We start from the raw sequence: 24340 nt of genomic DNA on the forward strand, positions 1-24340 counted from the left end.
CAGATCCCTTGTAGGAGTGAGCCTGCTCGCGATGGCGGTGTGTCAGTCGACATCGTTATTGGATGTCATACCGCAATCGCGAGCAGGCTCGCTCCTACAGGGGTTTTGCATTTCTTCAGAAGGATCGGAGATCAGACAGCCGCGTTATAAAACTGCTCGCTGCTCTTCTGCTCCACCAGCGCCTGTTCAATGGCGGCCTGATGCACTTCGTCGGCGTGCTCTTCGCGGGCTTCCGGCAGGATCCCCAGGCGTGCGAACAGTTGCATGTCCTTGTCGGCCTGCGGGTTGGCGGTGGTCAGCAGTTTCTCGCCGTAGAAAATCGAGTTGGCGCCGGCGAAGAAGGCCAGGGCCTGCATCTGCTCGTTCATGGCTTCGCGGCCAGCGGACAGGCGCACGTGGGACTTGGGCATCAGGATCCGCGCTACCGCGAGCATGCGGATGAAGTCGAACGGGTCGACGTCGTCGGCATTTTCCAGCGGCGTGCCGGCGACTTTCACCAACATGTTGATCGGCACCGACTCCGGATGCTCCGGCAGGTTGGCCAGCTGGATCAGCAGGTTGGCGCGGTCATCGAGGGATTCGCCCATGCCGAGGATGCCACCGGAGCAGATCTTCATCCCCGACTCACGTACGTAGGCCAGGGTTTGCAGGCGCTCGCTGTAAGTGCGGGTGGTGATGATGCTGCCGTAGAACTCAGGCGAGGTGTCGAGGTTGTGGTTGTAGTAGTCGAGGCCGGCCTTGGCCAGCGCTTCGGTCTGGTCCTGATCGAGGCGGCCGAGGGTCATGCAGGTTTCCAGGCCAAGGGCCTTGACGCCTTCGACCATCTTCAGCACGTAAGGCATGTCTTTGGCCGACGGGTGTTTCCACGCCGCGCCCATGCAGAAGCGGGTCGACCCGATGGCCTTGGCACGCGCGGCCTCTTCGAGGACCTTCTGCACTTCCATCAGCTTTTCTTTTTCCAGGCCGGTGTTGTAGTGACCGGACTGCGGACAATATTTGCAATCTTCCGGGCAAGCACCGGTCTTGATCGACAGCAGGGTCGATACCTGGACGCGGTTGGCGTCGAAATGCGCGCGGTGCACCGTCTGCGCCTGGAACAACAGGTCATTGAATGGCTGAACGAAGAGTGCTTTGACTTCGGCCAAAGACCAGTCATGACGCAAAGTTGCAGAGGTGCTGGCGCTCATGGGCGTTTCCTTTGTTTTATGCTTTGGCAGGCGACCGGGAAATGGAATTTCCGCCGGCGCATCACAGGTGTTTCGGCATATTTAAGGAAGAGTCATGCACTGTCAACCACGACACGATAAGCAGGTTTACATCTGGTTAAAAAACAACCAGCACTGTTTGCTGTGCGATGAAGTCGCCGATGGCGCCACGCCCATTTGCATGGCCTGCGAAACCGAGTTGCCCTGGCTCGGCGATCACTGCCAGACCTGCGCGCTGCCCTTGCCCGCCGCCGGCATGACTTGCGGCCAATGCCTCATGCAGCCGCCGGCCTTCGAGCAGGTGGTCGCCCCCTGGACTTACAGCTTCCCGGTAGACAGCCTGATTACCCGCTTCAAGCACAGCGCGAAATGGCCGTTTGGCCACCTGCTCGGCGAACTTCTTGTCCAATCGCTGCAACATCGCTTCGACGATGATCTGCCGCGACCTGAGGTGCTGGTACCCGTGCCGATGGCTACCCGGCGCCTGCGCCAACGCGGCTTCAATCAGGCCGTGATGCTGGCGCGTTGGCTCAGCGAGCGCCTCGAGATACCTTGCGATGAACGGCTGCTATCGAGGCCCCAGGACACCAATGCCCAACAAGACCTGAACGCCAAGGCACGCAAAAAGAACCTGCACCACGCCTTCGCCCTGGCACCCGACGCATCAGTGAGGGGGCGCCACCTGGCGCTGGTGGACGACGTGCTGACCACTGGTGCCACGGCGCAAGCACTGGCTCGACTGCTGATGGACGCAGGCGCTACGCGGGTCGACGTCTATTGCCTGGCACGCACACCCAAACCCGGCGAGTCGCCGTGACTTGACTCCCGGGCCCCGAGCCGCCAACGTCCTCACCATCGTCATAGCCCAAAGCGTCCTGCCATGTCCTTGCCTACGTTGTTGTCCCAGCACATTGTCCGTCGCCCGCAACGCATTGCCCTGCTGCAACACATCGCCGAGCAGGGGTCGATCACCCGCGCGGCGAAAAGCGCGGGCTTGAGCTACAAGGCCGCCTGGGATGCCATCGATGAGCTGAACAACCTTGCGCAGAAACCGCTGGTGGAACGCAGTGTCGGCGGCAAAGGCGGCGGTGGCGCAAAACTCTCCGCCGAAGGCGAGCGTGTGCTGCGCCTCTATCAAAAGCTGCAGGCGCTGCAAGCCCAGGTACTGGAAGCCGCTGAAGACGCCAGCGACCTTGACCTGCTCGGTCGCCTGATGCTCAGGACCAGCGCACGCAATCAGTTGCACGGAAAAATCGCGGCCATTGAAACCCAGGGCCACAACGATCGGGTTCGCCTTGAACTGGCCGAAGGCTTGAGCATCGAGGCGCAGATCACACACGACAGCACCGTGCGCCTGGACCTGCAAACCGGCACCGAAGTCGTCGCCCTGATCAAGGCCGGATGGCTCGATGTGCTCGGCAGCGGCGATGAAGCAACACCAGGACACAATTGCCTTGAAGGCGTGATCGAGGAGATCCTCGACGCCGAAGACGGCCCCTGTGAAGTGCGAATCGGCCTGCCCAATGGCCAGACCCTCTGCGCGCTGGCTGAGCCCCGGCATTTGCAATCGCGCAAGCTGACCTGCGGAAAACCGGTGCGTGCGCAATTCTCTCCCTCCAATGTATTGCTCGGCACGCCACTTTAAATACAACTGCAACAAAAGCGTCATCGCCCACCATTAAGGTGACTGCAAAAATCGCAGGGAGCCTGATGTGAGCCTATTAGAAGAAAACCAGTCCACCGACCTCGAACGCATGGTCGGCCTCAGCCGTCGCGGCTTTATCAGCGCAGGCGCCTTGTGCGGTGCCGCCATGTTCCTCGGCGGCAATCTGCTGAGCCGCAGCGTGCTGGCTGCCAGTGTCAGCGCCGGCACCAGCCGGTTGCTGGGTTTCGAAAGCATTCCCGCCGCGACCAGCGACGCGATCAGCCTGCCACCCGGCTACAAGTCTTCGGTCCTGATCAGTTGGGGCCAGCCCCTGCAGAAAAACGGCCCGGCGTTCGACGTGAGCGGCAACGGCACCGCCGAACATCAGGAAGTCCAGTTCGGCGACAACAACGACGGCATGAGCCTGTTCGCCTTCCCCGATGACAACAACCGGGCGCTGATGGCGATCAACAACGAATACACCAATTACCGTTACCTCTACCCCCACGCTGGCATGCCGCAATCGGCACAAGAAGTGCACAAGGCCCTGGCCTGCGAAGGCGTGTCGGTGATCGAGGTGCAGCGCGAGAGTGGTCATTGGCAGTTTGTCCAGGGCTCGCGCTATAACCGGCGCATCCACGGCAATTCGCCGATCAACCTGAGCGGGCCGGCCGCCGGTCACGAACTGCTGAAAACCCGTGCCGATGCGCAAGGCAAGACAGTCCTCGGCACGTTCCAGAACTGCGCCAACGGCAAGACGCCGTGGGGCACCTACCTGACCTGCGAAGAGAACTTCACCGACTGCTTTGGCAGCAGCGATGCCGAACAGAAATTCGATGGCGCACAAAAACGCTACGGCGTGGTGGCGGCCAGCAAAGACATCAACTGGCATCAACACGATCCGCGCTTCGACCTGGCGCACAACCCCAACGAACTCAACCGGCACGGCTGGGTGGTCGAGATCGACCCGTTCGACCCGCAGTCGACGCCGGTCAAGCGCACCGCACTGGGCCGCTTCAAACATGAAAACGCCGCCCTGGCCGAAACCACGGACGGCCGCGCCGTGGTCTACATGGGCGACGATGAGCGCGGCGAGTTCATCTACAAGTTCGTCAGCCGCGACAAGATCAATCACCAGAATCCCAAGGCCAACCGCGACCTGCTGGACCACGGCACCCTGTACGTGGCACGTTTCGACGCCGGCGACGGCAATGCCGATCACCCCAAGGGCCAAGGGCAATGGATCGAACTGACCCACGGCAAAAACGGCATCGACGCCAGCAGCGGTTTTGCCGACCAGGGCCAGGTGCTGATTCACGCGCGCCTGGCCGCCAGCGTGGTGAAGGCCACGCGTATGGACCGTCCGGAATGGATTGTCGTCAGCCCCAAGGACGGCCAGGTTTACTGCACCCTGACCAACAACGCCAAGCGTGGTGAAGACGGGCAACCGGTGGGCGGGCCGAACCCGCGCGAGAAGAATGTCTACGGGCAGATCCTGCGCTGGCGCACCGACCGCGACGACCACGCCTCGAACACCTTTGCCTGGGACCTGTTCGTGGTCGCCGGCAACCCGCAAGTGCATGCCGGTACGCCGAAAGGCGGCTCGTCGAACATCACCCCGCAGAACATGTTCAACAGTCCGGATGGATTGGCGTTCGATGATGCCGGGCGGCTGTGGATTCAAACCGACGGCGATTCGAGCAATGCCGGTGATTTCGCCGGCATGGGCAACAACCAGATGCTCTGCGCCGACCCGGTGACCGGGGAGATTCGCCGGTTCATGGTCGGGCCGATTGGTTGTGAGGTGACGGGCATCAGTTTTTCGCCGGACCAGAAGACGTTGTTTGTCGGGATTCAGCATCCGGGGGAGAACGGCGGCTCGACCTTCCCTGAGCACTTGCCGAACGGAAAGCCGCGGTCTTCGGTGATTGCCATTTCGCGTGAAGACGGCGGAATCGTCGGCGCCTGAGAGGGCCTCTTCGCGGGCAAGCCTCGCTCCTACAGGATCAGCGCCATGTTGAAATTGGCGGTGAACCCGTAGGAGCGAGGCTTGCCCGCGAAAGCGTCAGCCCAGACACCACACATCTCAAGCCCAGTCCCTAAAGCAGCCCCGTCTGCGCTACCATGCCTGGCCGGACGCAGCAGCCTGCTGCGCGCAGGAGTCAGCATGGCCCACCCGTTTGAAACGCTCACCCCAGACCTCGTGCTCGATGCCGTCGAAAGCATCGGTTTTCTCAGCGACGCCCGCATCCTGGCGCTCAACAGCTACGAAAACCGTGTCTACCAGGTTGGAATCGAAGACGCCGAGCCGCTGATCGCCAAGTTCTACCGCCCGCAACGCTGGACCAACGAAGCGATTCTGGAAGAACACCAGTTCACTTTCGAACTCGCCGAGGTCGAGGTGCCGGTCGTCGCACCCCTGATCCACAACGGTGAAACCCTGCACGAGCACAACGGTTTCCGTTTCACCCTGTTCCCCCGCCGCGGCGGACGCGCGCCGGAGCCCGGCAATCTCGATCAGCTGTATCGCCTGGGACAGTTGCTCGGCCGCCTGCATGCGGTGGGTTCGACCAAGCCGTTCGAGCACCGTGAAGCGCTGGCAGTGAAAAACTTCGGCCATGATTCGCTGACGACCTTGCTCGAAGGCAATTTCATTCCCCGCAGCCTGCTGCCGGCCTACGAGTCCGTGGCCCGCGATCTGCTCAAGCGCGTGGAAGATGCCTACAGCAATACACCGCACCAGAACATTCGCATGCACGGTGACTGCCACCCCGGCAACATGATGTGCCGTGATGAGATGTTCCACATCGTCGACCTCGACGACTGCCGCATGGGCCCGGCGGTGCAGGATATCTGGATGATGCTGGCCGGCGATCGCCAGGACTGCCTGGGTCAATTGTCCGAATTGATGGACGGCTACAACGAATTCCACGACTTCGATCCCCGGGAACTGGCGCTGATCGAACCCCTTCGCGCGCTGCGCCTGATGCACTACAGCGCCTGGCTCGCCCGCCGCTGGGACGACCCGGCATTCCCGCGCAGCTTTCCGTGGTTTGGTACGGAGCGGTATTGGGGGGATCAGGTGTTGGCGTTGCGTGAGCAACTGGCTGCACTCAATGAAGAACCCCTCAAACTTTTCTGAACGCCACCGCCCCCCTGTAGGAGCGAGCCTGCTCGCGAAAAACCTGAGAACACCGCGGGGCATCAGGTTCCCCGCGTTATCGTTAACGACCATCGCGACGGTGCGACGATTCGACATGCTCGCTCCTACAGGTACCAGCACATCACGCAAAATCTCCTTACAATCCCCTCTTTGTTAGCTGCCTAAGCAAGGATTCTGCATGCAAGCCGCCAACCCGCGTCGCGGGTACATACTGGGACTGAGTGCCTACATCATCTGGGGACTTTTCCCGCTCTACTTCAAGGCCATCGCCAGCGTGCCCGCGGTGGAGATCATCATTCACCGCGTGCTGTGGTCGGCACTGTTCGGCGCCTTGCTGCTGATGGTCTGGAAACACCCGGGCTGGTGGCGCGAACTGCGGGAGAACCCGCGTCGGCTGGCGATCCTGGCCCTGAGCGGCACGCTAATCGCCGCCAACTGGCTGACCTATGTGTGGTCTGTGAACAACGGACGCATGTTGGAGGCCAGCCTCGGTTACTACATCAACCCCTTGGTGAACGTGCTGTTGGGGATGCTGATCCTCGGCGAACGGCTGCGACGCATGCAATGGATTGCGGTGGGGCTGGCGGCGGTTGGCGTGGCGCAGCAGGTATGGCAAGTCGGCAGCCTGCCCTGGGTGTCGCTGGTGCTGGCATTGACCTTCGGCTTCTACGGGCTGATCCGCAAGCAGGCGCCGGTCAAGGCACTCCCGGGATTGGTGGTCGAAACCTGGATGCTGGTGCCGATAGCGCTGGCCTGGTTGCTGCTCAATCCAACCGCCAGCAGCGCCCAGGCTGAATTCTGGACCACCTCCGAAGCCTGGTGGCTGGTGGCTGCCGGTCCGGTTACGCTGGTGCCGCTGGTCTGTTTCAACGCCGCCGCGCGGCACTTGCCCTACACGACCCTGGGCTTCCTCCAGTACCTGGCGCCGACCCTGGTGCTGTTGCAGGCTGTCCTGCTGTTTGGCGAGCACCTGTCGTCCAGTACGTTGGTGGCGTTCATCTTCATCTGGGCTGGCCTGGCGGTTTACAGCGTCGATGCCTGGTTCAGCCTGCGCCGTCGCAGCTGATCAAAAAACACACAAACCTCTGCAGGCCACGTTCTCCGTGGCCTGCACTGATCCTTCCCAAGGTTATCCACAGCGTGATCCCCGCCGTTTGTGCGCAAGTCACTGAAACTGCTGGTTTTTTGATCAATTATTGCAAAGCCCCGGCCAGCGTGGCCTGGCGGGCTGTCTCTACAGGTTATCCACAGGCAGGTGCACGTTTAAACTGGATAACCTGATCAAGGTTCACTGCGCAGCACCAATTCCACCATCAGATCGTCCGCCAACGTTTCCAGGCGCGATTGCAGCACCTCCAGCGACAGCGTCAATGGCACCGCCAGTATCGCTTCGGCGTGGAACAGCGGCTCGCTGCTCATGGGGGCCGGACGCACTTCAGTCACCAGGCGTTCCAGGTTCACCCCCTGCTCACTGAGCAAACGCGTGATGTCGCGCACGATCCCCGGCCGGTCATTGCCCACCAATTCCATGGAGATCGGTTTCCAGGTGCACGATTGTTCGATACCGCTTTCGGCGATCAATACGCGAATGCCGTGGGCCGATAATCCTTGCAGGGCATCGACCAGAGAATCGTAGGCTTCCGCCGGGACTCCCACCCGAAGAATCCCGGCGAATTGCCCGGCCATGCGTGACATACGGCTTTCCAGCCAGTTGCCGCCATGCTCGGCGATGCATTGGGCTATGCGCTCGACCTGCCCAGGCTTGTCCGGTGCAAAAACAGTGAGTACGAGGTGGTCCATGGCGCAGCCCTCTGGTCATGATTTTTGTTTTAGAAATCCAAGTATAGGCAAGGGTTAAACCTGCGCTGACTGGCCTGACGCCTTCGCGAGCAAGCCCGCTCCCACAGGTCTTACGCAATCCCTGTGGGAGCGGGCTTGCTCGCGAATGGAAGCACTGCGAACCCCACTGAAAGAACAAATCGTGTACAACTTTTTATATTTAACTGGAACAATCTCATGCTTTTTTGAGAACATCCTCATCCCCGGCGTGACTGCAATGCGTCATGGGGTCGCAGAACGACGTAATTAGTCTAATTTTCACAAGCGCAATTCATCATGTAGTATGCCGCAGCGCGCACTACATAACGTTGGATCGATGTCTGCCACAGGCGCAGTCGCATCCCTGAAAGCCCCGTCAGCAAGGCCTCCACGCCGTTGATTGGTCCCCACCCAGCCGTCAGAAATGGCATGCACTGGTCGCAGGGTTTGTGGTTTAAATGCCAGAGGCTTCATTGTTAAATTGAAGAGCTGAAAAGCGAAATAGCTGAGCAGAGTGAGGCAAGCAATGACTGAACACGTTCAAGTCGGTGGCCTGCAGGTCGCCAAAGTCCTGTTCGACTTCGTGAACAACGAAGCCATTCCCGGAACCGGCCTCACCGCCGACCAGTTCTGGGCCGGTGCCGACAAGGTCATCCATGACCTGGCGCCGAAGAACAAAGCCCTACTCGCCAAACGCGATGATTTCCAGGCTCGTATCGATTCCTGGCACCAGGAACGCGCAGGTCAGGCGCACGACGCCGTGGCCTATAAAGCCTTTTTGCAAGACATCGGTTATCTGCTGCCAGAAGCGGCCGATTTCCAGGCAACGACGCAAAACGTCGATGAAGAAATCGCCCGCATGGCTGGTCCACAACTCGTGGTACCGGTGATGAACGCCCGCTTCGCGCTTAACGCTTCGAACGCCCGCTGGGGTTCGCTGTACGATGCGCTCTACGGCACCGACGCCATCAGCGAGGCTGACGGCGCGGAGAAAGGCAAAGGCTATAACAAGGTTCGCGGCGACAAGGTCATCGCCTTCGCCCGCGCTTTCCTCGATGAAGCGGCGCCTTTGGCGGCCGGCTCCCACGTCGATTCGACACACTACACCATCGTTGACGGCAAACTGGTGGTCGCCCTCAAAGGCGGTAGCACTGCGGATTTGAAGAGCTCTGGCCTGCGCAACGACGCCCAGTTGATCGGCTTCCAGGGCGATGCTTCGGCACCGACCGCGATCCTGCTGAAAAACAATGGCCTGCATTTCGAAATCCAGGTCGATGCCAGCACCCCGGTCGGCCAGACCGACGCTGCCGGTATCAAAGACATCCTGATGGAAGCCGCACTGACCACCATCATGGACTGCGAAGACTCGGTCGCCGCCGTCGACGCCGATGACAAGGTCGTGATCTACCGCAACTGGCTCGGCCTGATGAAGGGCGACCTGGCGGAAGAAGTCGCCAAGGGCGGCAAGTCATTTACCCGCACCATGAACGCCGACCGCACCTACACCGCCGTCGACGGCAGCGAGCTGAGCCTGCACGGTCGTTCGTTGTTGTTCGTGCGCAACGTCGGTCACCTGATGACGATCGACGCGATCCTCGATAAAGAGGGCAACGAAGTGCCGGAAGGCATCCTCGACGGTCTGGTGACTGTCCTGGCGGCGATGCACAACCTGAACGGCAACACTTCGCGCAAAAACACCCGTACCGGCTCCGTCTACATCGTGAAGCCGAAGATGCACGGTCCTGAAGAAGCGGCGTTCACCAACGAGCTGTTCGGGCGCATCGAAGACGTGCTGGGCCTGCCACGCAACACCCTGAAAGTCGGGATCATGGACGAGGAGCGCCGTACCACGGTCAACCTCAAGGCCTGCATCAAGGCGGCCAGCGAGCGCGTGGTGTTCATCAACACCGGCTTCCTCGACCGCACGGGCGATGAAATCCACACCTCCATGGAGGCCGGCCCGATGGTGCGCAAGGCCGACATGAAGGCGGAAAAATGGATCGGCGCCTACGAGAACTCCAACGTCGATATCGGCTTGAGCACCGGCCTGCAAGGCCGTGCGCAGATCGGTAAAGGCATGTGGGCGATGCCCGACCTGATGGCAGCGATGCTGGAACAGAAAATCGCTCACCCGCTGGCGGGTGCCAACACCGCGTGGGTGCCTTCGCCGACCGCCGCTGCTCTGCACGCGCTGCACTACCACAAGGTCGACGTGTTCGCCCGTCAGGCCGAACTGGCCAAGCGTGCCCATGCGTCGGTGGACGATATCCTGACCATCCCGCTGGCCGTGAACCCGCAGTGGACCGCCGAGCAGATCCAGAACGAACTGGACAACAACAGCCAGGGCATCCTGGGTTATGTGGTGCGCTGGATCGACCAGGGCGTTGGTTGCTCGAAGGTGCCGGACATCAATGACGTCGGCCTGATGGAAGACCGTGCAACGCTGCGTATTTCCAGCCAGCACATCGCCAACTGGCTGCGTCATGGCATCGTCACCGAAGAGCAGGTGATGGCCAGTCTCAAGCGCATGGCGCCGGTGGTGGACCGTCAGAACGCCGGGGATGCGCTGTATCGTCCTCTGGCACCGGACTTCGACAGCAACATCGCCTTCCAGGCGGCAGTCGAGCTGGTGGTGGAAGGTACGAAGCAACCGAACGGCTACACCGAGCCGGTCCTGCACCGTCGTCGTCGCCAGTTCAAGGCTGCCAATGGCCTGTAACTGAGCGTTTGCGCCGGATATGAAAAAGCCCTGGTCGAAAGATCGGGGCTTTTTTGTTCGCTTGGAATCAGTTGCGCTGCCTTCGCGGGCAAGCCTCGCTCCTACAGAAGTAAGCATCATCCTTGTAGGAGCGAGGCTTGCCCGCGAAGGCGATTGAATAGGCAACATAGAATTTTGGTTAGGGCTCCAATCCCAACTCATGCTTGACCAATCCCAGCAACTTGCCGCTATCAATGGGCTTGAGCAGAAAATCCACCACGCTCAAATGCATCGCCGCGATGGCATCTTTCACGTCAGCATCGCCAGAGACAATGATGAACGGCATTGCCGCCCGCACCGACTCCCGCACCTGGCGAATCAGGTCCAGGCCATCGACATGTCCCATGCGCAGGTCGGTAATGACCAGTCCAATCGAGGGTTTCTCTTCCAGCATCTTGAGTGCGGTTTCGCCACTGGCTGCCGTCATGCAACGAATGCCGTCCAGTGCCAGGATCTCCGACAGCAGCTCCCGGGCGTCCTTGTCGTCGTCGACAATCAGCACCCGCTGCGGCGGCAGGTCGGGCTCCAGCATGACGTCACTGAGTGCCTGGCGCTCGGCATCACTCAAAATATCGTGGTCGGACATGGCATTCTCTACATGGTCAAATCAATTCCCTAGCACAGTGGTGAGACATCGCTAAGCACACCATCAATGTGCACTCCGTCGGATAATTTTCCAATAGGGGCAAGGTGAGGTTTTTCTCACGTTCAGGTAGGGTCTTTCCGATACTGCATCACGTTTCCCGCCTACCTAGACTTACGTCCAATGGGCACTCCGGCCGTAGGAGTCGACCATGGGTGAGTCATCCGACAACAACAATTCAAAAAAAAGACTGCGGTAATGGTTATGAGTAAAGCGGACGCCTTCACACAGGCAGGGAAAACCGCGGTGTTGCAGAACATCCAGGGTACTTTGCAATTCCTTCAGCGCTTCCCGCCTTTCAACCAGATGGACCACGCTCATTTGGCGTATCTGGTGGAACAGTGCCAGCTGCGCTTCTACGCCCCCGGCGAGAGCATCATCAAGCCCGCCGACGGCCCGGTTGAACACTTCTACATCGTCAAACAAGGCCGAGTTGTCGGCGAACGTCCGCACTCGGCCAAGGGCGGAACCGAAACCACCTTCGAAATCACCACGGGCGAATGCTTTCCCCTCGCAGCGCTGCTGGGGGAGCGAGCAACGCGCACCGAACACCTGGCCGCCGAAGACACCTTTTGCCTACAGCTGAACAAACTTGCATTCATCAAGTTGTTCGCCATTTCCGGCACCTTTCGCGACTTTGCCCTACGTGGCGTGAGCAGCCTGTTGGATCAGGTCAACCAGCAGGTCCAGCAAAAAGCCGTGGAAACCCTTGGCACCCAATACTCGCTCAACACCCGCCTGGGTGAATTGGCCATGCGTCATCCGGTGACATGCAGCCCCACCACGCCCCTGCGTGAAGCCGTGACCCAGATGCATGAGCAGCAGGTCGGCAGCATTGTGATCGTCAATGAACATAAAGCGCCGCTGGGCATTTTTACCCTGCGCGACTTGCGCCATGTCGTGGCCAACGGCACCGGCGATTTCAACGAAGCGATCGAGCGACACATGACCCGGTCGCCGTTCTACCTGTCTCCTGACCACAGCGCCTTCGATGCCGCGATTGCCATGACCGAGCGGCATATTGCCCACGTCTGCCTGGTCAAGGATCAGCGCCTGTGCGGCGTGGTCTCGGAACGCGATCTGTTTTCCCTGCAACGGGTCGACCTCGTGCACCTGGCACGCACCATCCGCAGCGCCCAGCGTGTGGAAAACCTGGTGCTGCTGCGCGGCGAGATTGGTCAACTGGTGGAACGCATGCTGGCCCACGGTGCGTCTTCGACCCAGATCACCCACATCATCACCCTGCTCAACGACCACACCGTGTGCCGGGTGATCGAGCTGACCCTGGCCGAGAAAGGCGATCCCGGCATCCCGTTCAGTTGGCTGTGTTTCGGCAGCGAAGGTCGCCGCGAACAGACGCTGCACACCGACCAGGACAACGGCATTCTGTTCGAAGCACGGGACGCAGCCCACGCCGCCGAGATCCGCGGGAAATTGCTGCCCATCGCCCATCAGATCAACCACAGCCTGGCGCTCTGCGGTTTCACCTTGTGCAAAGGCAACATCATGGCTGGCAACCCAGAGCTGTGCCTGTCGCGGGTCGAATGGGCCCGACGCTTTGGCGCGTTCATTCGCGAAGCCACGCCGGAGAACCTGCTGGGTTCGAGCATCTATTTCGATTTGCGCGTGGTCTGGGGCAGCGAGCAAGGCTGCGAACAACTGCGCCGCTCAATTCTCGATCAGGTGGCCGACAACCGTCTGTTCCAGCGCATGATGGCTGAAAACGCGTTGCGCAATCGCCCTCCCGTAGGTCGTTTCCGTGAGTTCGTGCTGGCGCGCAAAAATGGCGAAAAAGCTACGCTGGACCTGAAGATCCAGGGCCTGACCCCCTTCGTCGACGCGGCGCGGTTACTCGCCCTCGCCCACGGCATCGAAGCGAACAATACCCTGGAGCGCTTTCGCCAACTGGTGGCCAAGGAGGTCATCGAGCCACTGGACGGCGCGGCGTACGAAGAGGCCTATCACTTCATCCAGCAAACCCGCATGCAGCAACATCAGCTACAGACCCGGGAGAATCTGCCCTACTCCAACCGGGTCGACCCCGACAGCCTCAATCATCTGGATCGACGCATCCTGCGTGAATCCCTGCGCCAGGCCCAGCGCCTGCAAAGCAGCCTGTCCTTGCGGTATCAGTTATGAGCCTGTTTTCATGGCTGCGCCCCGCCGGCCCGAGCTTGTCCGCAGACGTGCAACAACGCCTTCAATGCCTCCCGACCGCAAGTGGAATGAGTGAATGCAGCCTGCGCGAGCAGCGCTGGGTCGTGCTCGACCTGGAAACCACCGGGCTGAACATGAACAAGGACCGGGTACTGTCCATCGGTGCCGTGGTGATCGAGGATGGCGCGATCGATTTCAGCCGACAGTTCGAGCGCACCTTGCAATGCGACGAACTCAAGCTCGGCCCCAGTGTGCTCATTCACGGCTTGGGCCCCAGTGCAATTGCCGCCGGCAGCGACCCCGCCGAGGCGTTGCTCGAATTCATGGAATTTGTCGGCGACAGCCCGGTGCTGGCCTTTCATGCACCGTTCGACCAGCACATGCTTGGGCGCGCATTGAAAGAGCACCTGGGCTACAGGTTGCAGCATGTGTTTCTGGATGTGGCGGACATCGCCCCGCTGCTGTGTCCGCAGGCCAACATCCGCGAGGCCGGCCTGGACGAGTGGATCGACTGGTTCAAGCTGCAAGTCTTCGAGCGTCATAACGCCAGCGCCGACGCCCTGGCGACCGCCGAACTGGCGCTGATCCTGTTCAGCCGCGCGCGCCAGCAGCAGATTCATAGCCCTTTGAACCTGCAGCAGCGGTTGAACCAGTGGAAGCGACGGCAGCAGACACCGTCTTTCTAGGTCTTCGGCGCCTGTTCTGCCGCCTTCGCGGGCAAGCCCGCTCCCACATGGATTTCGGTGCCCCTGTGGGAGCGGGCTTGCCCGCGATGAACGATGACGCGGTCACCCGACCAACGCCAATTGCTTTCCCTCCCCCGCCTCTGACACAATCGCGAACAATTCTCGTTAGTTAACACTTCCCAATCGGTGATGCTGCGTGTCGTCAGTCCCAAGCCCCCAAAGTGAGCTCGTTGGTGCGTTATATCGCGACCACCGTGGTTGGCTATTGGCCTGGCTACGCCGCAATGTCGCCTGCCCGCAACGGGCCGAAGACCTGAGCCAGGACACCTTCGTGCGCTTGCTCGGGCGTGAGGAACTGAAAGAACCGCGCGAGCCGCGGGCGTTTCTGGTGGCGATTGCCAAGGGCCTGCTGTTCGACTATTTCCGCCGCGCCGCGCTGGAACAGGCCTACCTCACCGAGCTGATGCTGATTCCAGAAGCCGAACAACCGTCGGTGGAAGAACAGCAAATGATCCTCGAAGACCTGAAAAACATCGATCGCCTGCTGGGTAAGCTGTCGAGCAAGGCCCGTGCGGCCTTTCTCTACAACCGTCTCGATGGCCTCGGCCATGCGGAAATCGCCGAGCGCCTCGGTGTCTCGGTGCCGCGGGTGCGCCAGTACCTGGCCCAGGGCATCCGTCAGTGCTACATCGCCTTGTACGGGGAGCCGACATGAGCCCGGTCAGCTCCAAGCCGGTGTCGGCACAGGTGCTCGACGCCGCCATCGCCTGGCAACTGTCCCTGGACTCCGGCAACCCGGTGGAGCGCGAAGAGTTCGCCAAGTGGCACGCCGCCCACGAAGAACATGCCCGCGCCTGGCGTCAGTTGGGCATGCTCGACCAGCGCTTCAGCGTCGCCAGCGGCCCGGCACGCACCGCCCTGCTGCAATCGCGCGAAGGCATTCGCCGCCGGGTGCGCAAGCTCGGCAGCGGCCTGGCCAGCATCGTTGCGGTGCTCGGACTGGCGCTGTTTGCCGGCGAGCGTTACCTGCCGATCGACTATTGGCTGGCCGACCAGCGTACCGCCACCGGCGAACAACGCACGATTCGCCTGGACGACGGCACCCTGATCAACCTCAACACCCACAGTGCCGTGGACGTGCGCTTCGATGACAAGCAGCGGCTGGTCATCCTGCAGGAAGGCGAAATCCTCGTCGAAACCGGTCATGGCGATGCCCGGCCGTTTATCGTCGAAACCCGCGAAGGCAGCATGCGCGCCTTGGGCACCCGGTTCTTGGTCAAGCGTGAAGAGCAAGGCACGCGCCTCGGCGTGCTGCAATCGGCGGTGGCCACCCATCCGCAATCGAGTCCTGAAGAGCAGATCCTGCACGAAGGCCAGCAAATGCTGATCCGCAGCGACGGCCTGGGCCCGATTGTCACGCTCAACCTCGGCGCCGATGCCTGGACCCGCGGCATGCTGGTGGTGGACAACGCGCGACTGGAAGACCTGGTGCGTGAAATCGCTCGTTATCGCCCGGGTCACCTGGGTGTTGCACCTGAAGTGGCCGACCTGCGGATTACCGGTAGTTTCCCACTGAAAAACACCGACCTGGCCCTGAACGCGCTGTTGCCAACGCTGCCGGTGCAGATTGAGCACCATACGCAATGGTGGGTGACGGTGGCGGCGAAGGCCGAGGCCAAGCCCTGATTTGATGGTGCCTGGACGGACCTCATCGCGGGCAAGCCTCGCTCCTACAGGTTCTGTGTCGAGCGGTAATTCCGTGAACGACCCAAAATCCTGTAGGAGCGAGGCTTGCCCGCGATGGGGCCATCAGCCTCACTAAAAATTACTGAATCGAAATTATTTTCATCCAGCCCTATCACTTTTCGCTTTTCATCCGGCACCTAGGCAATTGAGAAGTATTCCCTTTCAGGAGCCGCTGTATGTCCCGTTCGCTAGACACCTTGTTGCGCCCCAGTTTGCTGGCCGTAGCCCTTGCCTTTTGCACCCCTTTGGCCAGCAGCCAACTGATCGCCGCTGAACAGGCATCCAGCGTTCGTGCCTACAACCTGCCGGCCGCCCCACTGGCCAGCACCCTGAACCAGATTGCCAGCCAGGCCGGCCTGGCGCTGTCGTTGAACCCGTCGCTGGCCGCCGGCAAGACTTCGGCCCCGGTCAAAGGTCAGTTCGACGCTGCCGGCGCCCTGCGCGAAGCCCTGCGTGGCACCGGACTGCAACTGGAACAAAGCGGCGGCACCTACACTCTGGTGGCCGTGCCCGAGGGTGTGATGGCCTTGCCGGCCACCAGCGTGATCGGCGTGGAAAACACTGAAAGCGCGTGGGGCGCCACCACCGGTTACCTCGCCAAGCGAACCGCCGCCGGCAGCAAGACCGATACCGCACTGGTCGAAGCACCGCGTTCGATCTCGGTGGTAACCCGCGAGCAGATGGACGATCGCAACGTGCACACCCTCGACGCCGCCGTGCGCTACTTGCCAGGTACCACCGGCGCCAGTTTCGGTAGCGACACCCGTGCCGACTGGTTGCGCGTACGCGGTTTCGAGCCGACCCAATTCCTGGACGGCCTGCCGCTGCCCAAGGGCGTGTATGCCAACCCCAAGCAGGAAACCTGGAACCTGGATCGTCTCGCCGTGCTGCGCGGCCCTGCTTCCTCCGTGTACGGCCAGACCCCGCCCGGTGGTTTGCTGGACATGGTCAGCCGCCGTCCGAGCGCCGAGTCGAGCAATGAAGTCCAAGTGCAATACGGCAGCGACAATCACCGCCAGATCAACTTCGCCAGCACCGGCAAGATCGACGATGAGGGCCAGTTCCTGTACGGCCTCAGCGGTGTGGTGCGCGATGGCGGCACGCCCATCGACCATATCGACGACAAGCGCTACAACATCGCGCCGAGCCTGACCTGGAACATCGACGACGACACCCGGTTCACCCTGCTCACCCAATTCACCCGTGACGATACCGGCATCACCAGCCAGTTCCGTCCGATCCAGGGCACCAAGATCGACTCGCCATTGGGCGATATCTCCCATCACAAGAACCTGGGCGATCCGGACTGGGAGTTCTACGACCGTACTTACTACGCACTGGGCTACGCCTTTGAACATCGCCTGAACGATGTCTGGCAGTTCCGCCAGAACCTGCGCTACACCAAGTCGGACCTGTCCTTCCAGGCCCTCACCCCCGGCGCCTACCCGTTCACCCAGGTCGATGCCGACGGCAATGTCGGCCGTACCAGCACCACCACCGACGAGGACATCAGTCAGTTCGCCGTGGACAACAACCTGCAGGCTGACTTCGCCACCGGCGACATCAGCCACACCCTGCTGATCGGCCTTGATCACCAGCGCACCAACACCAACTACACCTCGATCTTCGGCGACGGCGGGACCACCAACGTCAATAACCCGATCTATGGTCAACCCATCGTCCGTCCGCCACGCTCGCAGGCCTTCTACGATTACGACCAGAAGACCTATCAGACCGGCCTGTACGTCCAGGACCAGATGGCCCTCGATCAATGGCGCCTGACGCTGGGTGGTCGTGAGGACTGGGTTCATACCAGCACCAAGTTCTTCAACAAGGGCGATGCCACCAACACCGACCGCAACAAGAACTTCAGCGGCAACGCAGCGATCAGCTACGTATTCGACAACGGTTTCGTGCCGTACCTGTCCTACGCCGAATCGTTCCAGCCGGCGAGCAACGCCGATACCTCCACCACCGAATCGTTCAAGCCGACCGAAGGCAAGCAATGGGAACTGGGTATCAAGTACCAGCCTCCGGGCAGCAACACATTGCTGACCGCCGCGGTGTATGACCTGACCCAGAAAAATGTCTCGGTCACCAACAACGTCGGTGGCATTCCAGTCACCAGCCAGACCGGTGAAGTGAAGGTCAAGGGCCTGGAGCTGGAAGCCGTCTCCGATGTGACGGAAAACCTCAAGCTCACCGCCGCGTACACCCTGGCAAAATCCGAAGTGCAAGATGGCACGTACAAGGGCAATCGCCTGCAACTGATGCCTAACCAGACTGCGTCGATGTGGGCTGACTACACCTGGCACAACGGCATGCTGGACGGTTTCGGTATCGGCGGTGGCGTTCGCTATACCGGCAACACCTATGGCGATCAGGCCAACACCGAGCTCGGCAAGGCAGATGCCTACACCGTGTTCGACGCAGCGGTCCACTATGACCTCGGCCGCCTCGACAACAGCCTCAAAGGCGCGTCGCTGGCCGTCAACGCGACCAACCTGTTCGACAAGGACTACCTCTCCACCTGCGACAGTTTCTATTGCTACTACGGCGATGAACGCAGTGTCGTCGCCAGTGCCACCTACAAGTGGTAACGACTTGACCTGACACGCCCGGTACCCAGGCCGTCCTTCGAGGACGGCTTTGGTATTTCTGGAGGCTATGAAATGAAAAGTAAAACAATTCGCCGCTGGTCCTTCGTCCACACCTGGACCAGCCTGATCTGCACGGTATTTCTGCTGTTGCTGGCACTGACCGGCCTGCCGTTGATCTTCCACCACGAGATCGACCATTTGCTGGGCGATGCCGCCGAGTTGAAGCAAATGCCGGCGGACACCCCGCAGCTGAACCTGCAGCAGCTGGTGCAGGCGGCTGAAAGGCATCGTCCCGGTGAGGTCATGCAGTATTTCGGTTTCGACGATGACGAGCCCAACGGCGCCATCGCGATCATGGCGGCCACCGCCGGCACCGAGCCGAACTCGTCCCACACCTTCATGCTCGACGCCCGCACCGGCGAAGCGCTGGAGATGCCGTCGGCCAATGGCGGCTTCATGATGGTCATGCTGCGCCTGCACGTGGACATGTTCGCCGGGCTGCCGGGCAAATTATTGCTGGCGTTCATGGGGTTGATGTTCGTCGTCGCGATCGTGTCCGGCACCGTGTTGTACCTGCCGTTCATGCGTCGCTTGAAATTCGCCACCGTGCGCCAGGACAAATCCACCCGCTTGCGTTGGCTCGACCTGCACAACCTGATCGGCGTGGTGACCCTGACCTGGGCCTTGGTGGTGGGTGTGACCGGCGTGATCAGTGCCTGCGCCGACCTGCTGATCGCGGCGTGGCGCAACGACAGCCTGAGCGCGATGGTTGCGCCGTATCGCGATGCGCCGCCACTGACACAACTGGCGCCGGCCACGCGCTTGCTCGACATCGCCAAGGAGGTCGCTCCCGGCATGCAGCCGGATTTCATCGCCTTCCCTGGCACGCGGTTCTCCAGCGAACACCATTACGCCGTGTTCATGAAAGGCAGCACCCACCTGACCTCGCACTTGCTGACGCCGGTGCTGATCGACGCCAGCACCCTGAAAGTCACCGCCGTGGCCGAGCGTCCCTGGTACATGGACGCGATGGGCATGTCGCAGCCGTTGCATTTCGGTGACTACGGCGGCATGCCGATGCAAATCCTCTGGGCGACCCTGGACGTGCTGACGATCATCGTGCTCGGCAGTGGCGTTTACCTGTGGGTGGTGCGGCGCAAGGCTGCCAAACCCGTGCTGGAAAAAGCGGAGAGCGTGGCATGAAGCCCCGGCAGTCGAGTTTCTGGAAGGTGTTCGGCACCCCTACCGTTATCGCCTTGTTCAGTGCAGGCGGGTTGTTTGCCGCGTTGCTCGGCGATGGCGTTTGGGATGCCCTGAGCTGGCTTGGGCTGGGCATTCCTGCTGTCCTCGCCCTACGTGGCCTCCTTCAACGTCGGTAATGATTCATTCCCTGTAGGAGCGAGCCTGCTCGCGATAAACCTGAGAACGCCTGGGGGTGCCAGGCTTCCCGCGTCATCGTTGACGACCATCGCGAGCATGCTCGCTCCTACAAGTCATACGATGACACTCCTCTTCCCGCCCGTCGCCTCACCCCGTAAAAACCCCGACATATTTGTTGACACATTCACCCTTGCACTCCTATAAAGGCGCATGTTGTACGACAACCTACAACAACTGCGACACCAAAAATAACTCCAAAAAAATGACGGTGATGTGATGAAAGTCAAAGGCATCCGCTGGTGGATGGTCGGCCTGGTAACAGCCGGTCTGATCGTCAACTACCTCGCTCGCAATACCCTGTCAGTGGCCGCTCCGACCCTGATGAGCGAAATGAACATTTCCACCGAGCAGTACTCGCACATCGTTGTCGCCTGGCAGGTCTGCTATGCGCTGATGCAACCGGTGGCCGGCTACATCATCGATGCCATCGGCACCAAGATGGGCTTCGCCATTTTCGCTTTCGCCTGGTCGATCGCCTGCGCACTGGCTGCGCTGGCGAGTGGCTGGCAGGGCCTGGCGTTCGTCCGCGGCCTGCTCGGGCTGACGGAAGCCGCAGGTTTGCCGGCGGCCGTGAAAGCCACCACCGAATGGTTTCCTGCCAAGGAGCGCTCGGTCGCGATTGGCTGGTTCAACATCGGCTCGTCGATTGGCGCACTGCTGGCGCCGCCCCTGGTGGTCTGGGCTATCCTGCACAGCGGCTGGGAACTGGCGTTCCTGATCGTCGGCGGTCTTGGCGTGCTCTGGAGCTTCCTATGGGTGATCCTGTACAAACATCCCCGGGATCAAAAGCGACTGGGCGATGCAGAACGCGATTACATCCTCAGCGGCCAGGAAGAACATTTCAAGGAACCGGCCACGCAAAAAGGCAGCTGGAAGAAAATCATCGGCAGCCGTAATTTCTACGCCATCGCCAGCGCACGGATTCTCTCCGAGCCAGCCTGGCAGACCTTCAACGCGTGGATTCCGCTGTACCTGATGACCGAGCGGCACATGAACATCAAGGAGGTCGCGATGTTCGCCTGGCTGCCGTTCCTCGCCGCCGACCTCGGCTGTGTGCTCGGCGGATACCTGAGCCCGTTCTTCCATAAACACTGCAAAGTGTCGCTGTTCACCTCGCGCAAAATGGTCCTGCTGTTCGGAGCCTCGTGCATGATCGGCCCGGCGTGCATCGGCCTGGTCGCCAGCCCGTACACGGCGATTGCGCTGCTGTGCATCGGCGGTTTCGCTCACCAGACCTTGTCCGGTGCGCTGTATGCAATTACCTCTGACTCATTCGGTAAAAACGAAGTGGCCACGGCGACCGGCATGGGTGGCATGTTCGGCTACCTAGGCGCGGCGGCTTTCACCCTGGTGTTTGGCGTGATGGTGACCAAGATCGGCTACAGCCCGCTGTTCGTGACCCTGGCGATCTTCGACATCGTCGCCGCGTTCATCGTCTGGACCGTTGCCCGGGAGCTAAAACCTCAGGTAGCTTCGAGCCCACAGGCCGCATTGCAACCAGCAGGCTGAACAAGATCCCCTGTAGGAGCGAGCCTGCTCGCGATGGTGGTGAACGATAACGCGTTAAACCAGGTATACGCGGCGTACTCTGGTTTTTCGCGAGCAGGCTCGCTCCTACAGAAGGTCTGTATTTTTACGATATTGAGCTACCCCCTCAACGCGCTATGCTGCCCGACACCACCTCCGACCGAGACGTCGCCATGTCCGCCCCGAGCATGACCCTGTACCACAACCCCCTTTCCCCCTTCGTCCGCAAAGTCATGGTGCTACTGCACGAAACCGGTCAACAGGACCGCGTCGCCCTGCAAAACTGCGTACTCACACCCGTCGACCCGGACCAGACCCTGATCGACGACAACCCCCTGAGCAAGATCCCCGCCCTGCGCCTGGCCGATGGCAGCATCATCCACGACAGCCGAGTGATCCTCGACTACCTCGACCACCAGCACGTCGGCAACCCACTGATCCCCCGCGAAGGCTCGGCCCGCTGGCGGCGCCTCACCCTCGCCTCCCTGGCCGACGGCATCATGGACGCCGCGGTACTGGTGCGCTACGAAGTCGCCCTGCGCGCCCCGGAAAAACACTGGGACCAATGGCTCGACGGCCAGCGCGACAAGATCCGCCGAGCCCTGGCGTTGCTGGAAAAAGATGCGATGGCCGAGCTGACCAGCCATTTCGACATCGCCGCGATCGGTGTGGCCTGTGCGTTGGGTTATCTTGATTTGCGCCATCCGGATCTGGACTGGCGATCGGCGAATCCGCAGTTGGCGGGGTGGTACTTCGAGGTGAGTCAGCGGCCTTCGATGTTGGCGACGATGCCGAAGGTTTGATGTAGCTGCGCAGCACCCTATCAGTTCTGATAGTGGGCAAACGCTGAAAAAACTCCGATGCTTATGGTTCGGCTCCATCGACCTCTCTCGGAGTTTCAGCCAATGCCTACGCATTCACGCAATACAATCCTGCTGGCAACCGATCAACAGCGCTCGGTCTTGAGCGCCCTGAACGCGCATGGGCCTCATCCCATTGCTTACTCACCGTACGGTCATCGCCCAGCGGAAAATGGCTTGCTTAGCCTGCTCGGGTTTAACGGCGAACCGCCGGATCCGCTGACCGGGCATTATCATTTGGGGAATGGTTATCGGCAGTTCAATCCGGTGTTGATGCGGTTTAATAGTCCGGATAGTTGGAGTCCGTTTGGCAAGGGTGGTTTGAATGCGTATTGTTATTGCTTGGGGGATCCAAGGAACCGCATAGATCCTGAAGGGCACGCATCCGGTTCATTCGGTCGATTTTTTTCAAAGATGCTTGGGTTTCCGGTGCCTTCTAGAAAAGATGCTGCAATCGCCGCAATAAATGGTAATAAGAGGTTTGTTGCTCCACACGCTATTTTCGACCCGGTTGCTTTATTACCGTCCGCCAACGCCGAACAGCTTACAAACTTCAAACAGATAAAGTATTTCGCGGAAAAAGCTGACAAGAAGATTTATTTATTTGAGAAATATAAAAACGATCATGCAACATTCACTTCCGTTAGGAAGGTCACTCTTGGCAATAAAACAAAACTCTACGCCGCACCCCCTCAACTAATTAAGATCAAAGCTAGTAGCAGCGCCACCGACCTGACTAAACAACAGGTAAAATCTTTGAATAATTACATTCAAATAAACAAGAGAACCATGTTCGCATCGAACATAGTAGAAACCTTGACTTACCATAGTAAACTGGATGCAGAATATGCAAACATTATCAATGAAGCCTCAATGTCAAAACTTATACGCCAGCAATAAGGATCAATAAGGACCGACAACAAATGAGACAATAGTAGGAAGAATAATGGGACAAGAATAAGGGGACGGATCTATTTAAACCAAAACAGATCTGTCCCCTTCACTCTGTGGACTGGCGCTCGGCGAATCCGCAGTTGGCGGGGGGGGTATTTCAAGGTGAGTCAGCGGCCGTCGATGCTGGCGACGATGCCGAAGGTTTAATGTAGCTGCGCCAGCACCCTATCAGTTCTGATAGTGGGCAATCGCTGAAAAAACTACGATGCTGATGGTTCGGCTCCATCGACCTGTCTCGGAGTATCAACCAATGCCTACGCATTCACGCAATACAATCTTGCTGGCAACTGATCAACAGCGCTCGGTATTGAGTGCCCTGAACGCACATGGGCCTCATCCCATCGCTTACACACCGTACGGTCTTCGCCCAGCGGAAATGGCTTGCTCAGCCTGCTCGGGTTTAACGGCGAACCGCCGGATCCGCTGACCGGGCATTATCATTTGGGCAATGGCTATCGGCAGTTCAATCCGGTTTTGATGCGGTTCAATAGCCCGGACAGTTTGAGTCCGTTTGGGGAGGGTGGGTTGAATGCGTATGCGTATTGTGGGGGGACCCGAGGAATCGGAGTGATCAAACGGGGCATGTATGGTCAATGGCGTTTATTGACGATATTGCTATGCCCTTTGAGAAACTCCTCAGAGCAAAGTTACGCGGCGCTAAAGCAGTGCAAACCACACCGACTAACTCAATAACAAAAACGACTTCAAGCCCTGCCACCGAAATTATCAGCCAAACAAAAACCAAGAATAGCGTTGGTAACCAACCAAAAACTCCAGACTGGAAGAAAAATGGATTCAACTCACCAAGCGACTATAAAGCGTACGTAAAAAACCTGCCGACTTTAGACTCCAAAGGACAGCCAAAAAAACCTTTAACTAACACAACTCCAGGCACTTCAGCACAATCAAATATAAAAGACCAAATCGAGTCACGCCCCTCTAATGCCTGGGCAAACCGGCAATTAATAAAGCTTGATGAGGCGACACTCGAAGCACGCCACAGCCATAACGAGAGCAGGGTAATTCATTACGAAAATAAATTGATCCGTGCCGGCTTTGAACCGCCTTCCCATTAACTTCCTTAGCCGCCGACGTTTCTGTTCGGCGGCTAACTCCCTCCTCACCTCAATTCGTTGTT

General features: G+C 59.8%; 20 protein-coding genes and 1 pseudogene. 18 read left to right on the forward strand and 3 right to left on the reverse strand.

Features of this window, described 5'->3' with window-relative positions; all coding sequences use genetic code 11:
- Positions 1-131 precede the first annotated feature (131 nt).
- Complete coding sequence (gene bioB, locus OH720_RS29255; protein WP_008054545.1) at positions 132-1187, reverse strand: biotin synthase BioB; 1056 nt, start codon at positions 1185-1187, stop codon at positions 132-134.
- Positions 1188-1281: 94 nt separating this feature from the next.
- Between bioB and OH720_RS29260 the strand changes: the two genes are divergently transcribed.
- The 5 genes from OH720_RS29260 (at position 1282) to rarD (ending at position 7079) form a co-directional block, all read left to right on the forward strand.
- Positions 1282-2022 carry a ComF family protein gene (locus OH720_RS29260; RefSeq protein WP_272603797.1) on the forward strand — a complete coding sequence of 247 codons (741 nt, stop codon included), beginning with the start codon at positions 1282-1284 and terminating at the stop codon, positions 2020-2022.
- 63 nt (positions 2023-2085) lie between these two features.
- On the forward strand, positions 2086-2850 hold the full coding sequence (locus OH720_RS29265; RefSeq protein WP_272603798.1) for a TOBE domain-containing protein: 765 nt from the start codon (positions 2086-2088) through the stop codon (positions 2848-2850).
- A gap of 67 nt (positions 2851-2917) precedes the next feature.
- A complete protein-coding gene (locus tag OH720_RS29270) occupies positions 2918-4819 on the forward strand; it encodes a PhoX family protein (protein WP_272603799.1) in 1902 nt (633 codons plus the stop codon).
- Positions 4820-5017: 198 nt separating this feature from the next.
- Positions 5018-5992, forward strand: a complete 975-nt coding sequence (locus OH720_RS29275) for a serine/threonine protein kinase (RefSeq protein ID WP_272603800.1) — start codon at positions 5018-5020, stop codon at positions 5990-5992.
- A 199-nt stretch (positions 5993-6191) separates the two neighbouring features.
- A complete protein-coding gene (gene rarD, locus OH720_RS29280) occupies positions 6192-7079 on the forward strand; it encodes an EamA family transporter RarD (protein ID WP_008054539.1) in 888 nt (295 codons plus the stop codon).
- 215 nt (positions 7080-7294) lie between these two features.
- Here rarD and OH720_RS29285 read toward each other — a convergent pair whose 3' ends face one another.
- Positions 7295-7813, reverse strand: coding sequence for a glycine cleavage system protein R (locus OH720_RS29285; RefSeq protein WP_272603801.1), 519 nt, complete (start codon positions 7811-7813; stop codon positions 7295-7297).
- A gap of 544 nt (positions 7814-8357) precedes the next feature.
- On the opposite strand from OH720_RS29285, the gene OH720_RS29290 reads away from it, so the two are divergent.
- Positions 8358-10550, forward strand: coding sequence for a malate synthase G (locus OH720_RS29290; protein WP_272603802.1), 2193 nt, complete (start codon positions 8358-8360; stop codon positions 10548-10550).
- 178 nt (positions 10551-10728) lie between these two features.
- On the opposite strand, the gene OH720_RS29295 is transcribed toward OH720_RS29290, so the two are convergent.
- Positions 10729-11175 (reverse strand): response regulator, encoded by a 447-nt coding sequence (locus tag OH720_RS29295; protein ID WP_272603803.1) that lies wholly within the window; start codon positions 11173-11175, stop codon positions 10729-10731.
- Between the two features lie 261 nt (positions 11176-11436).
- On the opposite strand from OH720_RS29295, the gene OH720_RS29300 reads away from it, so the two are divergent.
- The 12 genes and pseudogenes from OH720_RS29300 (at position 11437) to OH720_RS29355 (ending at position 24278) form a co-directional block, all read left to right on the forward strand.
- Entirely contained in the window at positions 11437-13371 is a 1935-nt protein-coding gene (locus tag OH720_RS29300; protein ID WP_336299059.1) for a putative nucleotidyltransferase substrate binding domain-containing protein, read from the forward strand.
- A complete protein-coding gene (locus tag OH720_RS29305) occupies positions 13368-14075 on the forward strand; it encodes a 3'-5' exonuclease (RefSeq protein ID WP_272603805.1) in 708 nt (235 codons plus the stop codon). Before OH720_RS29300 ends, OH720_RS29305 begins: the two co-directional genes overlap by 4 nt.
- 196 nt (positions 14076-14271) lie before the next feature.
- The gene (locus OH720_RS29310) at positions 14272-14790 is read left to right on the forward strand and encodes an RNA polymerase sigma factor (RefSeq protein ID WP_032831242.1); all 519 of its coding nucleotides are present in this window, start codon (positions 14272-14274) and stop codon (positions 14788-14790) included.
- On the forward strand, positions 14787-15761 hold the full coding sequence (locus OH720_RS29315; protein WP_272603806.1) for a FecR domain-containing protein: 975 nt from the start codon (positions 14787-14789) through the stop codon (positions 15759-15761). Before OH720_RS29310 ends, OH720_RS29315 begins: the two co-directional genes overlap by 4 nt.
- A 236-nt stretch (positions 15762-15997) precedes the next feature.
- On the forward strand, positions 15998-18421 hold the full coding sequence (locus tag OH720_RS29320; RefSeq protein WP_272603807.1) for a TonB-dependent siderophore receptor: 2424 nt from the start codon (positions 15998-16000) through the stop codon (positions 18419-18421).
- A 72-nt stretch (positions 18422-18493) separates the two neighbouring features.
- Positions 18494-19624, forward strand: coding sequence for a PepSY-associated TM helix domain-containing protein (locus tag OH720_RS29325; protein WP_272603808.1), 1131 nt, complete (start codon positions 18494-18496; stop codon positions 19622-19624).
- Positions 19621-19800, forward strand: a complete 180-nt coding sequence (locus tag OH720_RS29330; protein WP_008054527.1) for a hypothetical protein — start codon at positions 19621-19623, stop codon at positions 19798-19800. The genes OH720_RS29325 and OH720_RS29330 overlap by 4 nt, the downstream gene beginning before the upstream one ends.
- A gap of 277 nt (positions 19801-20077) precedes the next feature.
- Entirely contained in the window at positions 20078-21370 is a 1293-nt protein-coding gene (locus OH720_RS29335) for an MFS transporter (RefSeq protein ID WP_272603809.1), read from the forward strand.
- A gap of 191 nt (positions 21371-21561) precedes the next feature.
- Entirely contained in the window at positions 21562-22191 is a 630-nt protein-coding gene (locus OH720_RS29340; RefSeq protein ID WP_272603810.1) for a glutathione S-transferase, read from the forward strand.
- Positions 22192-22293: 102 nt separating this feature from the next.
- Positions 22294-23148, forward strand: coding sequence for an RHS repeat-associated core domain-containing protein (locus tag OH720_RS29345; RefSeq protein ID WP_272603811.1), 855 nt, complete (start codon positions 22294-22296; stop codon positions 23146-23148).
- Positions 23149-23473: 325 nt separating this feature from the next.
- Positions 23474-23807, forward strand: a pseudogene (locus OH720_RS29350) (RHS repeat-associated core domain-containing protein); the annotation flags it as partial.
- Positions 23796-24278, forward strand: a complete 483-nt coding sequence (locus tag OH720_RS29355; protein WP_272606548.1) for a hypothetical protein — start codon at positions 23796-23798, stop codon at positions 24276-24278. The pseudogene OH720_RS29350 and the gene OH720_RS29355, both read left to right, overlap by 12 nt.
- Positions 24279-24340 lie beyond the last annotated feature (62 nt).

It is taken from the genome of Pseudomonas sp. WJP1, assembly GCF_028471945.1.
Taxonomy (GTDB): Bacteria; Pseudomonadota; Gammaproteobacteria; order Pseudomonadales; family Pseudomonadaceae; genus Aquipseudomonas.

Coding starts and splice junctions, on each gene's coding strand:
- bioB (WP_008054545.1), bottom strand. CDS start 1,187: ATGAGCGCCAGCACCTCTGCAACTTTGCGTCATGACTGGTCTTTGGCC.
- OH720_RS29260 (WP_272603797.1), top strand. CDS start 1,282: ATGCACTGTCAACCACGACACGATAAGCAGGTTTACATCTGGTTAAAA.
- OH720_RS29265 (WP_272603798.1), top strand. CDS start 2,086: ATGTCCTTGCCTACGTTGTTGTCCCAGCACATTGTCCGTCGCCCGCAA.
- OH720_RS29275 (WP_272603800.1), top strand. CDS start 5,018: ATGGCCCACCCGTTTGAAACGCTCACCCCAGACCTCGTGCTCGATGCC.
- rarD (WP_008054539.1), top strand. CDS start 6,192: ATGCAAGCCGCCAACCCGCGTCGCGGGTACATACTGGGACTGAGTGCC.
- OH720_RS29285 (WP_272603801.1), bottom strand. CDS start 7,813: ATGGACCACCTCGTACTCACTGTTTTTGCACCGGACAAGCCTGGGCAG.
- OH720_RS29290 (WP_272603802.1), top strand. CDS start 8,358: ATGACTGAACACGTTCAAGTCGGTGGCCTGCAGGTCGCCAAAGTCCTG.
- OH720_RS29295 (WP_272603803.1), bottom strand. CDS start 11,175: ATGTCCGACCACGATATTTTGAGTGATGCCGAGCGCCAGGCACTCAGT.
- OH720_RS29300 (WP_336299059.1), top strand. CDS start 11,437: ATGAGTAAAGCGGACGCCTTCACACAGGCAGGGAAAACCGCGGTGTTG.
- OH720_RS29305 (WP_272603805.1), top strand. CDS start 13,368: ATGAGCCTGTTTTCATGGCTGCGCCCCGCCGGCCCGAGCTTGTCCGCA.
- OH720_RS29315 (WP_272603806.1), top strand. CDS start 14,787: ATGAGCCCGGTCAGCTCCAAGCCGGTGTCGGCACAGGTGCTCGACGCC.
- OH720_RS29320 (WP_272603807.1), top strand. CDS start 15,998: ATGTCCCGTTCGCTAGACACCTTGTTGCGCCCCAGTTTGCTGGCCGTA.
- OH720_RS29325 (WP_272603808.1), top strand. CDS start 18,494: ATGAAAAGTAAAACAATTCGCCGCTGGTCCTTCGTCCACACCTGGACC.
- OH720_RS29330 (WP_008054527.1), top strand. CDS start 19,621: ATGAAGCCCCGGCAGTCGAGTTTCTGGAAGGTGTTCGGCACCCCTACC.
- OH720_RS29335 (WP_272603809.1), top strand. CDS start 20,078: ATGAAAGTCAAAGGCATCCGCTGGTGGATGGTCGGCCTGGTAACAGCC.
- OH720_RS29340 (WP_272603810.1), top strand. CDS start 21,562: ATGTCCGCCCCGAGCATGACCCTGTACCACAACCCCCTTTCCCCCTTC.
- OH720_RS29345 (WP_272603811.1), top strand. CDS start 22,294: ATGCCTACGCATTCACGCAATACAATCCTGCTGGCAACCGATCAACAG.
- OH720_RS29355 (WP_272606548.1), top strand. CDS start 23,796: ATGGCGTTTATTGACGATATTGCTATGCCCTTTGAGAAACTCCTCAGA.